Annotated in this window: 13 protein-coding genes and 1 pseudogene; all 14 read left to right on the top strand. The window is 57.3% G+C overall.

Annotated features, from left to right (window positions below; genetic code table 11):
- Window positions 1-74 precede the first annotated feature (74 nt).
- A pseudogene (locus I9185_RS11170) lies at window positions 75-707 on the top strand (IS6 family transposase); the annotation flags it as partial.
- A gap of 143 nt (window positions 708-850) precedes the next feature.
- The gene (locus I9185_RS11165; protein WP_210093081.1) at window positions 851-1777 is read left to right on the top strand and encodes a hypothetical protein; all 927 of its coding nucleotides are present in this window, start codon (window positions 851-853) and stop codon (window positions 1775-1777) included.
- A gap of 84 nt (window positions 1778-1861) precedes the next feature.
- On the top strand, window positions 1862-2818 hold the full coding sequence (locus I9185_RS11160; protein ID WP_171205901.1) for a MoxR family ATPase: 957 nt from the start codon (window positions 1862-1864) through the stop codon (window positions 2816-2818).
- 5 nt (window positions 2819-2823) lie between these two features.
- Window positions 2824-3720, top strand: coding sequence for a DUF58 domain-containing protein (locus tag I9185_RS11155; protein WP_348539737.1), 897 nt, complete (start codon window positions 2824-2826; stop codon window positions 3718-3720).
- Window positions 3717-4088, top strand: coding sequence for a hypothetical protein (locus I9185_RS11150; RefSeq protein ID WP_171723927.1), 372 nt, complete (start codon window positions 3717-3719; stop codon window positions 4086-4088). Before I9185_RS11155 ends, I9185_RS11150 begins: the two co-directional genes overlap by 4 nt.
- Window positions 4081-5040: a VWA domain-containing protein gene (locus I9185_RS11145; RefSeq protein ID WP_210093080.1), complete on the top strand. Its 960-nt coding sequence runs from the start codon at window positions 4081-4083 to the stop codon at window positions 5038-5040. The genes I9185_RS11150 and I9185_RS11145 overlap by 8 nt, the downstream gene beginning before the upstream one ends.
- On the top strand, window positions 5040-5939 hold the full coding sequence (locus I9185_RS11140; RefSeq protein ID WP_171723925.1) for a vWA domain-containing protein: 900 nt from the start codon (window positions 5040-5042) through the stop codon (window positions 5937-5939). Before I9185_RS11145 ends, I9185_RS11140 begins: the two co-directional genes overlap by 1 nt.
- Window positions 5936-6610 (top strand): tetratricopeptide repeat protein, encoded by a 675-nt coding sequence (locus tag I9185_RS11135; protein WP_171637199.1) that lies wholly within the window; start codon window positions 5936-5938, stop codon window positions 6608-6610. Before I9185_RS11140 ends, I9185_RS11135 begins: the two co-directional genes overlap by 4 nt.
- Window positions 6607-7797 (top strand): BatD family protein, encoded by a 1191-nt coding sequence (locus I9185_RS11130; RefSeq protein ID WP_210093079.1) that lies wholly within the window; start codon window positions 6607-6609, stop codon window positions 7795-7797. The genes I9185_RS11135 and I9185_RS11130 overlap by 4 nt, the downstream gene beginning before the upstream one ends.
- Before the next feature lie 101 nt (window positions 7798-7898).
- Entirely contained in the window at window positions 7899-8618 is a 720-nt protein-coding gene (locus I9185_RS11125) for a response regulator transcription factor (protein ID WP_210093078.1), read from the top strand.
- Window positions 8619-8627: 9 nt separating this feature from the next.
- Window positions 8628-9785 carry an FIST N-terminal domain-containing protein gene (locus I9185_RS11120; RefSeq protein WP_171637196.1) on the top strand — a complete coding sequence of 386 codons (1158 nt, stop codon included), beginning with the start codon at window positions 8628-8630 and terminating at the stop codon, window positions 9783-9785.
- Window positions 9786-9787: 2 nt separating this feature from the next.
- Window positions 9788-12043 carry a PAS-domain containing protein gene (locus tag I9185_RS11115; RefSeq protein WP_171723922.1) on the top strand — a complete coding sequence of 752 codons (2256 nt, stop codon included), beginning with the start codon at window positions 9788-9790 and terminating at the stop codon, window positions 12041-12043.
- Between the two features lie 45 nt (window positions 12044-12088).
- Entirely contained in the window at window positions 12089-12763 is a 675-nt protein-coding gene (locus I9185_RS11110; RefSeq protein ID WP_171637194.1) for a hypothetical protein, read from the top strand.
- 32 nt (window positions 12764-12795) lie between these two features.
- Window positions 12796-13149 carry a hypothetical protein gene (locus I9185_RS11105; RefSeq protein ID WP_171637237.1) on the top strand — a complete coding sequence of 118 codons (354 nt, stop codon included), beginning with the start codon at window positions 12796-12798 and terminating at the stop codon, window positions 13147-13149.

Raw genomic sequence — 13149 nt, 5'->3', positions numbered from 1 at the left:
TCGCAAACTTTGTTCCCACCTGTCAGGTCAAGCTTAGTTTTGGTAGCGCATGCTCTAAATGACAGGAGCAGACTGTGACAATCTCATTCAAAGGCGCATATTTTCCGAAAGAAGTGATCTTGTACGCGGTTTTCTTCTACCTACGCTACGGTGTTTCATACCGGGATCTGGAAGAAATCATGGCGGAACGCGGCGTTGAACTCGATCACGCGACCTTGAACCGCTGGGTGAGCCGATATGCCGGTCTTGTCGCTGATGCTTCGCGGCACAAAAAGCGTCCTGCCGACTGTTCATGGCGCATGGATGAGACCTATGTGAAGGTGAAGGGTGAGTGGGTTTATCTCTATCGCGCCATCGACAAACACGGCAAGACCCTTGAATTCATGCTATCCAAGCGCCGAAATAAGACCGCTGCGACAGAGTTTTTCTCTTGGGCGCTTGAGGTGAACGGTTTGCCACGGAAGATTGTTATCGACAAAAGCGGGCCAACACTGCCGGTCTCAAAGCAATCAACAAAATGCTGAAAAGGTTTTGGCTGCCCGATCCCAATCGAGATGATCAGGCGGAAGTGTTTGAATAACATCTTGGAACAGGACCATCGAGTCATCAAACGTCGCATCAGGCCCATGTTGGGTTTCAGGTCTTTCTCTTCAGCTGCATCTGCCCTAGCCGGCATCGAACTGGTTAACATGATCCGCAAGGATCAATTCACGCCCGGAACCTGCCCGGTTCAGCAGGTTGCTCAGCTGGTGGGCTTAACGGATCGTTATTCCCATCCAGGCGGATTTAAAAGAATTTTGCGAGAGTCCCGTATCCCGGATAGAATGCGCGTCACTTTGAGAGGGGCTGAATGCGGTATCTGTTGTTGCAAGTATTGGCGATTGTCGCTTTTGCAGGCGCGCTTTGTGCAGAAAAGAGCGATTATATCGAACTTGCACAGAGAGGATGGGGGTATGAGCTGCGGTCCACGATGCTGGGACGCGACATGGCGATCCCTGTTCACATCAATGGCCGCGATCAGGCCGGTGCAGCCCTGTGCCTGGTTGGTGAGAAACCGCATCCGCAAACGCTTGTCGTTCTTGATACTTTTCGGGCGTTGCTGAAACACAGCTTCGGCCACCCGACACCCATGCGCTACGCAGGCCCATCTGCGCGCGATTGTGGAACCGGTCGAACCGTGGTTTTGCGATTGTATTCCGGGTACCCTCCCAATCGGGACCTTTCGTCAGATATCGACTGGCTCAGTGAACTCCACCAGCTTGGTTTGCCTGCGGGTCGAAACTATGTGGTGACATCACCGGCGATGGCACAGACCTTTTTTGGATATCGGGGGCAGGGGACCCACATTGTGGTCAAACAACCGGCGCATGATCAAACCAGCAAGCTGGAAAGGGATTTTCACAAATCGATCCTGCTGGAAGAGCTGTTTCAGTCCTTCACCTTCGGCATGGACATCCTGCTATATGACAAATCGTCAGGGTTCTTGTCGAAATTGCAGGAAACGCCGGTAAACTTGCAGCGCCTGCCTTGGAGTTCGCACGACTTCATGCGCGCATTGCTGGATTCGAACCCAAGCGGTCTTTGTGCGTTTGACATCTTCATGATGCATGCTGTCGCGCAATCCCCGGTGGATCAAACCATAGACCCCGGCTTTATCGAATACATTAATGCCCAATATGACCGGCTATGGGCGCAGGCGGACGAAACCCTGGCCAATCCCAGATTTGCAGCCCTTTTTGATGAAGGCTGCACCAATTCGGTTCGTGTGCCCAGGTAATACCATCTGACGTGTTTTATCGGGCGGGTGACTCCGGGTAGCCTGAGCGCAGGCAATGCGCCCTCAGAGGCTATGGGAGGACATATGGATACGAGGCCTGAAAACCCGCCACGCGCCATTGCGGGATTGTCCGCGTATCTGTCGCAGGGGCTTATCGGTCACGCGCATCTGGTGGACTCTCTTTTGATCGCGCTGCTGGAAGGTGGTCATCTTCTTGTAGAAGGTCCGCCCGGGCTGGCGAAGACACGGGCGGTCAAATGGCTGTCAAACGCTGTCGAGGGCGGCTTTGCCCGTATTCAATGCACACCTGACCTGATGCCCTCTGATCTGACCGGAACACCGGTTTACCAGCCTCAGGAAGGCCGCTTTGAGTTTGTTCCGGGGCCGGTGTTTCACACTCTGGTGCTGGTTGACGAGATCAACCGCGCGCCGCCAAAGGTGCAATCTGCCTTGTTGGAGGCCATGGCAGAACACCAGGTTACGGTTGGCAATGAAACATACGCCCTGCCGGATCCCTTTCTGGTCGTGGCGACCCAGAACCCCATTGAACATGACGGGACCTTTCCCTTGCCCGAGGCGCAATTGGACAGGTTTCTGCTGCATGTCGTACTGACATTGCCGGATCTGGAAACGGAACGTGAGATTCTTGATCTGGTCATCGCCGAAACCCGGAATGGGCCTCCGGACGCGCAGCGGATGACGCTTGAAGAGCTGAAGATTGCCCGCACCGAAGCGCAGTCGGTTCACGTCGCGCCAGAATTGCGGGACTATATCGTACGGCTTGTGCTTGCCACCCGTGAAGGTCCGTTTTCCGAATATATCGAACACGCAGTCTCGCCGCGCGGGTCATTGGCCCTGGCCTCGGCATCGCGCGCGCGCGCCTATCTGCGGGGCCGGGATTTCGCCCTGCCTGAAGATGTCGCTGCTGTTGCGCCCGATGCGCTGGCTCACCGCATGGTGCTGACCTGGAGAGCCGTTGCAGATGGGAAAAAGCCGCGCGAGTTGGTGGCCGACATTCTGAATGCGGTCGAGCCGCTGTGACGGGCGTGCTGGCACATGCGGGGGTTCGCCTGACGACCGAGGCCTTGATTGCATTGCGGCATATCGCATTGACCGACCGCGGCAACCCGACAATGGCGGCCCTGCCCGGAGGATTTCTGACCCGAAAGCGCGGGCAGGGCGTCGAGGTTGCTGATGTACGCGAATATGTGGACGGGGATGACATTCGTCATTTGGATCGCGGAACGACCGCCCGCACGGGGCGTATGCATATCCGGCAGTTTCAGGAGGAACAGGACCGCGTCGCCCTGTTGGTTGCGGATTTTCGTGCACCGATGTTCTGGGGCATCCAGCGGGCGTTTCTGTCAGTCGCTGCCGCCGAAGCCTTGACCCTGATCGGATGGTTCATGGTTGAAAGCGGCGGGCGTGTCGGTCTTTTGGCGCTTACCCCCGGCGCACCCGTCATCGTCCCGTTGCGAGGGAAAACGCGCGGAATGCTGGATGTGATCGGTGGCCTGGTTCAGGCTCATGCGCGCAGTCTGACCGCGCTGCAAAAAGGTGAGGATGAAAGCTGGACGCTGGAACAGGCACTTGCCGGCGTTGAGCGCCTGACGCCGACGGGCGCCGAGATTATCATCGCGTCTGGCTTTGATCAGCAGGGAGAGGGCTTTTCGGACGTGCTGGACCGGCTCAATCATCGCCGCACCCCCAGACTGCTGCTTGTGACTGAAAGCAAAGCGCATGAGATGCCAAGAGGCTGGTATCCGATCCGCCTTTCAGATGGGCGGCAAAAGCGGGTCTATCTGGCCCGGGCAGAGCCTGCCGGCGAACTTGCGTTTCAGAAGGTGGCAACACATCCTGCGCTTGTCCTGAATGCCAGTGACCCGGTCGAACAAACCTCTCGTCGCATTTCGTCGGTTTTCGCGGCAAGATATGTGGCATGAGTGAGAAAGCACTCTCTGAAGCCACGATGCTGGCCAGCCTGCGGGATATCCATTTGCCCGCCGAGGCCGCAGGTGGGGCGGTTGCGGAATTCGCGGCTGTTCTTGGTATCGCGGCGCTGGCTTCGGTCGGCTGTGTCGCCATCTTGCGGTTGCTGAGTGTCAAGACCGCAGCAAACAGGCGGCCGGATCCACCGGATCGATCTGTTGAACAACCGGGGTGGTCCGTGGATCGCCGCAGGGTGGCTCTATTGCACAAACTGCGCGCTCAGAATCCGACGCGTTATGCAGAGTTGACGGGTGATCTTTATCAACCCGGTGGTGAACCGGATCTGGCGACCCTGCAAAAGGAGGTCGCTAGTCGTGTTTGAGCTTGCTGACCCCTGGATCTTGTTGGCGCTGCCATTGCCTCTTGTCATCACACGTTTGGTCAAGCCGCGGCCGGTTTTCGAGCGGGGGTTCCCAGTTCCGGACCGCATAGGCGGAATGCTTATGGCGGCCAGCCCACAGGCTCAGGCCAGGACCCGGACTTTGGCGGACCTCCTGATTTTGTGGATCATTTGGGGGCTCATGATTTTTGCACTGTCCGGTCCGCGCCAACTGCAACCCGTCAGCGCCCTGAAAGTGTCCGGACGGGACCTTGCGATTGTTCTGGATCTTTCGGGATCGATGGTGCGGGAGGATTTTTATCTCGATGGGCGCCAGATCACCCGTTTGCAGGCGGTGACACGCGTTGGATCCGAGTTCGCCCGACGCCGCGCCGGCGACCGGGTGGCCTTGATTGTTTTCGGGTCCGAAGCCTATTTCGCCACGCCTTTCACTTTCGATACCGAGGCTGTCGCGCGACGGATCCAAGAGGCCACGATCGGTATCTCGGGCCGTGCGACAAACATATCCGATGGTCTGGGCCTTGCTTTGAAGCGCCTGGCCAACAGCCAGGCGGCGTCGCGGGTCGTCATTCTGTTGTCGGATGGGGTGAACAACGCGGGCGCCACGAACCCCGGTGGCGTGGCCGAACTGGCGGCCGAGATGGGGGTGCGGGTCCATACGATTGCTCTGGGTCCAAAAGACCTGCAAAGCGCCGAACCTGGTGAGCGCGGCGTCGTCGATGCGACAACCCTGCGCGCCATTGCCGAAATTTCAGGCGGCGAAGCGTTTCGCGTCAAAACCACCGATGATCTTGTCGACGTGACTCAGGCCTTGGATCGGCTGGAAGCGACGGACAGCGCGGGCCTTACGGCCGAGGTCTACCGATCATTCTGGACCTGGCCCGCAGCAATGGCGGCCGCACTTGCCCTGTTGGCGGCGTGGAGGCAAGCGTGATGATTGAGCTGGATGTCACTTTACTCAGACCGGTCTGGGGGCTTTTGCTGCCTGTCATCTGCGGGGCAGGGTGGTGGTTGCTTTCCCGTGCCGGAGGGTTCGGAGCCTGGGACAAGATCACCGACCCGCAGCTTGTCCAGGCGATGGCCGCGATCGGCCGGATCGAAGGCGGCTCCTTCCCGCTCAAACCCGCTGCCTTGCTTCTGACCGCCGGGATCGTCGCGATTGCCCTGACCGGCCCGGCAATCGAACGGCGCGACGCGCAGACCTATCGCAATCTGGATGGCGTATTGTTCCTTGTGGATGCATCTGACAGCGTGGCGGAAGGCGACCGCTGGCCGCAACTGCTGAGCATGGGGCGTTTGGGTGTCAGTGCGCTTGGGTCCCGCCCCGGCGGCATCATCGTTTACGCGGGCGATGCCTATGTCGCCACGGATATGACCACCGATCACCGCCAATTGGGTCAAACGCTGTCGCTCATCGATGGACAGACCGTTCCGGACAAGGGATCGCGACCCGAACGCGCGCTGGCTTTGGCTTTGCAGCGGATGGAAGGGGCGGGCATCCTGGCCGGGGACGTCGTCCTGTTCACTGACGGGGACGGGCTGGGATCACCCTCATTGCAGCGGGTCGCATTGCTTGCTGCACGAGGGGTGCGCGTGTCCTTGGTGTCGGCTCACCGCACGACTGCGCAAATCCAAACCCACGCCGCGCTCGGCGGTGGCGCTGTCTTCACTTTGGACCAGTCAGATGATCTGGCCAATTGGCTGGCAGATGATGCCGCAACCCGCTTGATACGGGCGGACTATCCGGTGCTGTTCTGGCATGATCTGGGGCGGTATTTGCTGTATTTCGCATTGCTCCCCCTGCTGTTTTTGTTCTGGAGGGAAGGGGCATGAGGTGGTTCGCGATTGCAGGTGCCACTTGTATTGCCGTTGCCTTTGCGCTGGGCGGCGCTGCCCCTTTCGGCCGCGTCGCATTGGCAATCGGTCTGTATCCAATGGCTGCAAAACTGTTTTCCGACCCTGACTGGCAAGGTGTTGCCTTCTACCGTGCGGGCGTTTTTGACAAAGCAGCCAGTGCTTTCGAGCACGCCGGGAACCAGTACAACCTCGGCAATGCTTACGCCCGGACCGGCCAATTGGCCGCTGCGCTGGAAGCCTATGATCAGGCCATGGCCAGGGGAAACCTGGATGCCCAGGCGAATTTCGATGTGCTGGCCGCCTATTACGCAGGGCAGCAGATCACCCCAGAGGCGTTGAGCCTTTTCCCCGAACGGAAATCCGGCCCCAAGGCCGACAGTTTTGTCGCGCGCGGGAATGCGCGGGCGGCGGGAACCGGCAGTGAGGTCACGAACGCGAACACGATGCTGGGACTGGCGGAATTGGACAGTCGCGGGCAACTGGGCGTGCGCCGCATCTTTGATGACAAGTTCATGGTTGCCGATCTGCGCTGGCTCAATCAGCTTTCCGATGTTCCGGGTGAGTTCATGGCGGCACGGATCGCACACGAACACAAGCGCCGGGAAAAGCTTGGTCTTTCGCCTCCGGAAGCGGAGAACCCGGAATGAAGTGGCTGTTTCTGCTTCTTATTGCACTTCCGATGCAGGTTTTGGCGCAGTCGAAAACAGTGCTGCCCTCCGAGGCGTTGATCGAAGTTGCCATCGAAGACAATGCCCCGGTTCCGTTCACCCAAGAGATGGTGCTGTTGACGATCCGGGGTGTCTATCGTCGGCACATCACGCGCGAAGAGCTGATCCAACCCCGCTTGGATGGGTTCAGCTGGGCGCAACTGGGCCCGGACAGCTGGTCGGAGCAAAGGATCAATGGCCGGAAATACAAAGTGTTCACCCGACGGATGGCGATCTATCCTGTCGAGGCAGGCAAGCTTACAATTGGTCCGTTTGTGCACAGGTTGACCCTGACAGACGAAAATGACGACTGGTTCGAACACGAGATTCAATCAGAGCCGCTGACCATTCAGGTGGCGCAAGCCCCGGCCACCAAGGAGTGGTGGTTTCCGGTTCGCAAATTGCAGATTTCGGATCAGTGGTCGAATGCGCCGGATCAACTTGCGCCGGGTGAGGGGGTCTTGCGCGTCATTCGACTGGAAGCCCTGGGCGCGACGCCCGAGATGATCCCGCCCATGCCCGAGTTGACCTCGCCTTCGGCCCTGATCTTCGCGCATCCTGAGAAACGGCTTGTCGAACTGACCCCGGAAGGGCCGGTCACCCATGCGTTCTGGCGCTGGACCATACGCCCCTCGAACGACACGTCCGGCATCGTTGAACCCTTGCAATTCAGTTACTTTGATACTGTGGCCCGTGAAACCCGAGAAGTCATCATCTCACCACAACGCATTGCCTATGGTACGGCCATCGAAGACGCAGGCCTTGGCGTCGCAGAGGCAGATGCGCCACCAGCAACGCTGTTGGGTTGGCCAATGGCCGCAATCGCCATTGTCGTTTTTCTGGCCGGTTTGGGGTTGGGACTGTCCGGCCACAAACTGGCCGTTTCAAGGGCATTGCGCCGCTTTGGGGTTTTTGATCCGTTGGCCCGGGAATTGCGACGCAGTGCCAGGTCTGGTCGCGCAGACAGGCTGCGGCAAGCGGCTTCTGCCATCCTGCGCCGCGACGGCCCTTCATCCAGTCGACTCAAACACATGCAAGACTTTGACAGGCAGTATTTTGATCCCAATGCTGCGGCGCCCGATTTGAACGCGTTTGCCAGGGTCTTCCTCAGGAACCAGACCGGCTGAGTCATCAAGCATTTGTTATCTATGGTATCTTTCGCGTGTCTCAAAATGAAACAGTTGAACTGATCGGGAAATGCTGTAACTTTCCTGTCGGAGGAGAAGCAATGCACTTTGCGGGATGCCCTAAACCGGTGGACCAGGTGTCCAGCGTGCTTATCGTGGATGATCATCCGCTGTTCAGCGATGCGTTGGCCGCGGCATTGCAGCTGAGCTTCGAGAACTGCCGAATTGAAAAAGCCAACACGCTGAAGCAGACACTTGAAATACTTGGCGCAGGCTTCAAGCCCGATCTGATCATGTTCGATCTGAAATTGCCGGACGTAACGGGTATCTCGGGTTTTCAGCAGCTGCGGCAGCGCTGTCCGAATGCGCCGGTTCTGGTGATATCATCCCTGGCATCCGGAGAGCTGGTAAGATCTTTGCTGGACCACGGTGCGATGGGATTTCTGCCGAAAGATACGCCGGCGCAAACCCTGAAACACGCCATTCAGGAGATCACCTCTGGGCGGAGATACGTACCCACCGAATACAACCGCGTCGAAGAGCTGAAGCCCTCCGAAAGCACCGTCTACCAATCCAGCCCCGAGCTTTCATCACTGACGCCGCAGCAGGTTAAAATTCTCAAGCTTATCTGCGTGGGCCAATCCAACAAACAGATTGCATATGAGCTGTCGTTGGCCGAGGCGACGGTCAAGGCACATATCACCGCTTTGCTGCGCCGCCTTGGGGTGCGCAACCGGACCCAGGCCGCTGTTCTGGTCGACTCGGTTGTCGCCAGACAGTCGCGACACGAACCGGAGGTCAAATCCTTTCTTCAACACTAGGGGGGACACATGCGGGATCTGGAGCATGAACCAAATTTCATTGCGATTGGCCGTTCCGATGATTTGGACCCGACGACCGCCGTTGAAGAAGCCTGCGCGGAAATCGACAGTCTGTCGTCCTGCTTTGTCCTGGCCTTTATTCCCAGCACTCTTGACCCGGCAGAGGTGTCATGTTGCCTGAACAGAAGACTTGCGGGTGTTCCAGTATTTGGCTGCACTACCGCAGGTCAAATCACGCGATCGGGTTATGAATCCCATGCGCTTTTGCTGTTGGCCTTTCCAAAGTCCAACTTTCGGTGTTCGTCCATTTTGTTCGAGTCGCTCAGGCCGCTCAATTCAATGGAGATCGCTGCCGCAGCGCAGCGACTGGCCGAAAGATTCCGCCACACGGCGGGGTGGAACAGGCTGGCGCTGGTGTTTACGGATGGATTGTCCAAGCAGGAAGACTTGCTGGTTTCAACGCTGGAAACCGTTCTGGATGGATTGCCGATATTTGGCGGCTCTGCCGGGGATGGCCTTCAATATGAAGAGACGTTCGTTTTTCACGGTGGCAGCGCGCACAACAATGCTGCCGTCCTGTTGTTGATTGAAACCAACCTTGGTTTTCAGGGTATCGGTTTTGATCATTTCCTGCCCATCGGGTCAGAGATCATCATCACCGACGCCAACCCGGAAGAACGGGTGGTGTATGAGATCAACGGGGCGCCGGCAGCGCAGGAATATGCACGACTGGTCGGGTGCGCGGCCGAAGATCTTTCGCCACTGGTATTCGCAGAAAACCCGCTGCTTCTCAGACAGAACCTCAATTACTATGTACGTGCCATTCGTGAACCGATGGAGGGGGGATCCCTGTCTTTTCTAGCGGCGATCGATGACGGCCTTATCATGACACTGGGGCGCGGGAAGGAGATTATTGAAACGCTCGAAGCTGGGTTGAATGTGCGCGACAACACCGGGACGGCCCCGGATTTCATTCTTGGGTTCGACTGTATTCTGCGGAAACTCGAAATCGAACAGAAGCAGTTGAGCAAACAGGTTTCGGATGTTTTGCAATCCCACCGGGTGGTTGGCTTCAACACCTACGGCGAACAGCAATCCGGCGTTCACATGAACCAGACCTTTGTAGGGGTCGCTTTCTTTGAACCCGAAAAGCGGGAACTGAGCTGATCATGCTTAATCCTGACGACCCGCCAGAGATCCAGATATCCAAACAGGCCAAGATCATTGATGCGCTGATGCGGCGCGCCAACCGTCAGAAAGATGTAGGCCCGTCCGCCTTTCTGGCGTTTCAATCGGCGATAGAGTTGCAGCAGCAGGTGATGAAGCAGAGTCGGGATCTGGAACGCGCGACCACCGAACTTGAAAGCGCCAGATACGAACGCGAACAAACCCGCAAGAGCCTCGTCAAGGCCCTGTCTTCCATGGAAGAAGGGTTTGCGCTGTTCACGGATGGTGATTTGAATCTGTGCAACGAGCTGTTTCAGGCGATCTTCCCGGATATGTCTGATGTTGTCGGGCCCGGCCTCAGCCTGGGTCGGTTTTTTCTGTTGGTGCAGAACAGTCCTGAATTCGTATCGTCCGATAATGGCATATCGAAGATGCTGGATGCGCTTGAGCGCAATTGCCATACCGGGATGGTGTCCAGCGACGTGATCGAACTGCGTGGGGATCGTTGGTATCAACTCAGCGCACAATACACGTCGCCTCAGAATGTGGTCATTCTGTTGACCGATATCACATCCGTTGTTCGCAGAAACCGTGATGAGAAAGAAACCCTTATTGACCGTCAGGAGGACTACCTTAAGGCGGTTTTCCAAAACATGAGCTCAGGCGTTTGCACGTTTTCGTCAGATACGAAGATCATGATGCACAATGCGCGGTTCCGGGAAATACTGAACCTGCCGCTATCCGTCTTGCAGGCAAATATGCCAGTGCAAACGCTTTTGGATCTGATGCGGGCGCGTGGGCTGATCAAGGCCGATGATGAACTCAGGATCGGCAAGTGGCAACACGAGCTGAAAAGCCGTGGCTGGTTGCGCAAACGTGTGCGCGACGGATCAGACCGCGTATTGGACATTCAGGTCAACCAGCTGCCGGATGGTGGTTTTCTGGTCGAGCTGAAAGACGTAACGTTCGAAGCACGCGCGACCGAAACCCTGGAAAACCGGGTTATGGAACGCACGGCAGAGTTGACCCATGCCAACGCCAAGCTGGTTCAGGAATACGAAGAAAAAGCGCGGGTGGAAGAGGCGCTGCGGATCGCAAAGGAACGCGCCGAAGCTGCGGTTTCTTCCAAGACACGATTTCTTGCGGCCGCCAGCCACGACCTGCTTCAACCGATCAATGCCGCAAAACTCATGATCTCGACCCTGCTGGAGATCACGCGTGAGACAGAGCTTCATGAGATGATGGAGCGGTTGGACGGTGCGTTTGGATCTGCTGAACAACTGTTGCACTCATTGCTGGATATATCGCGGCTTGAAACCGCTGACCCGGACACGGTCTCACCCACAGAAGTTAGCCTTGCTACGATGATTGCAGGAATACAGGGCGACCAAACGCTGGTGGCCGAGAGCAAGAATGTGACGCTTGATGTGGTTCCGTGTTCGGAAATCGTGAAATCCGACCCGGTCTATCTGTTGCGCTCGATCCAGAATTTGGTCGTGAATGCCATCCAGTATACCGAACCGGGTGGTCGGGTTCTGGTGGGGTGCCGCAGGCGCGGCGACAAGGTCATTTTGCAGGTCTGGGATACGGGTATCGGTATCGCACGCAAAGACCAGGAACGCGTGTTCGAGGAATTCACTCGGGCCGAAAACGTGCCATTGGGGTCCGGCATGGGGCTGGGTTTGTCCGTCGTGGACCGCGCCTGCCGGCTGTTGGGTCACAAGCTGTCGCTGCGGTCCAAACCTGGCATTGGTTCAGTGTTCAGCATAGAAATGGACAGGGTCGAAAGTGGGCCAAGCACCATCGAACCCTTGGATCTTCTGGCCAATACGGGCGACGTGCCGTTGGATTTCATCATTCTGGTGATTGAAAACGACCGCGATGTTCTTTTTGGAACAACCCAGTGGCTGGAACAGAACGGCGCCAGTGTTCTGCCGGCTCGGTCGCCGAAGGAAGCGCTGCAATTCATAAAAGACATAGGAATGCCCCCGGATATCATTCTGGCCGACTATCAATTGGATGATGGGGAAACTGGCGTGATGGCCATTCACCGGATCCGAGAGATGACGCAGACTCAAGTTCCGGCGATTCTGATCACGGCTGATCGCAGCGAAGCGTTGCGCAAAGACGGATTGCGGCATGAAATTTCGGTTATGGCGAAACCGGTCAAGCTGCCTCGGCTGCGGTCCTTGATCTTTTGGAAGATACAGAATGCCCTGCACGCGCAAACGCTCAACACCGACAAAAGTCGGCGATGACATGGGGCGATTTGCCCATACTCTCATCCTTGGGAGGGCCAGGTTATGAGAAGGCTTCTTTGCGGCATCGCCGTTTTGTTTCTGAGTTTGAAAGCCGTTTCCGCGGCATCGGTTGATGCCGAGCAAGCCTATGATTTGCTGTTCCAAAATGGCGTTCTGGACACAATCGAACGTGACAAGGAATTGATCTATCAGCGTACCGTCACAAACCGGCTAAGACCCGATGCGGCGGAACGCGATACCGGTCTTATCTCTCTCAGTTTTTTGGATGACGGGAACGAGATGGCCCATCTGGAATTTCGCCAAGATGACAAACACCGCGCCATGGGTGTTTTTCCGGCCAGCGTCGGCAATCCGATGATCATGGTTTTCTATGAAAGCGCCATCCGGGATATGGCCGAGTCCGCCGGAGGCAGCCCGTTTTACATCCGAAACCGTATCAAGGATGCGCTGGTTCAACCTGCCGAGATCGTCGAAGGCGAGGCGGCGATTGGTGGCAGAACCATCCCCGTTCGGACCATTTTCATGCGTCCTTTCGCCGAGGATCCGAACCGCGACCGGATGCAAGGGTTCGGAGACCTGGTTCTTCGCGTCACGGTGTCAGAAGAGGTTCCGGGCTGGTATCTGAGCCTTGTGGCGGAAGCTGTTTCCGAACGTGACGGCACGGCCGTTTATCGATCGGAAATGCGGTTTGAAGGAATGCAGGAGGGTCGCGAATGAAAACGTCAGGCCAAATTCGGGAACGCAGCCGCATGACCTTTACGGCCCTGGTCGCGGGCATTCTGGCCGCGCCCATTGCAGCGTCAGCACAAAGCGTTGCGGATCGGCTCAATGACTACCCGACCGCGGCGCGCGCGGATTACGTGTTTGCATGTATGGTCACCAACGGTCAAACCCGCGAGATGCTGGATAGGTGTTCATGCTCGATCGATTTGATCGCTTCGATCCTGCCGTATGAGCATTATGAACAGGCGGAAACTGTTCTGTCTATGCGTCGGGTCGGGGGAGAGCGTATGGCGTTTTTCAAAAGCGCGGTACTGGCCGAAAACATGGTGGCTGACCTGCGCCGGGCGCAGGCAGAAGCCGAGGTTGTCTGTTTCCGATAA

The organism is Ruegeria sp. HKCCSP346, from assembly GCF_017872595.1.
Lineage (GTDB): Bacteria > Pseudomonadota > Alphaproteobacteria > Rhodobacterales > Rhodobacteraceae > Ruegeria.
Note: the sequence above shows the minus strand (reverse complement) of the source record. Positions and strands in the feature narration are given on the sequence as shown.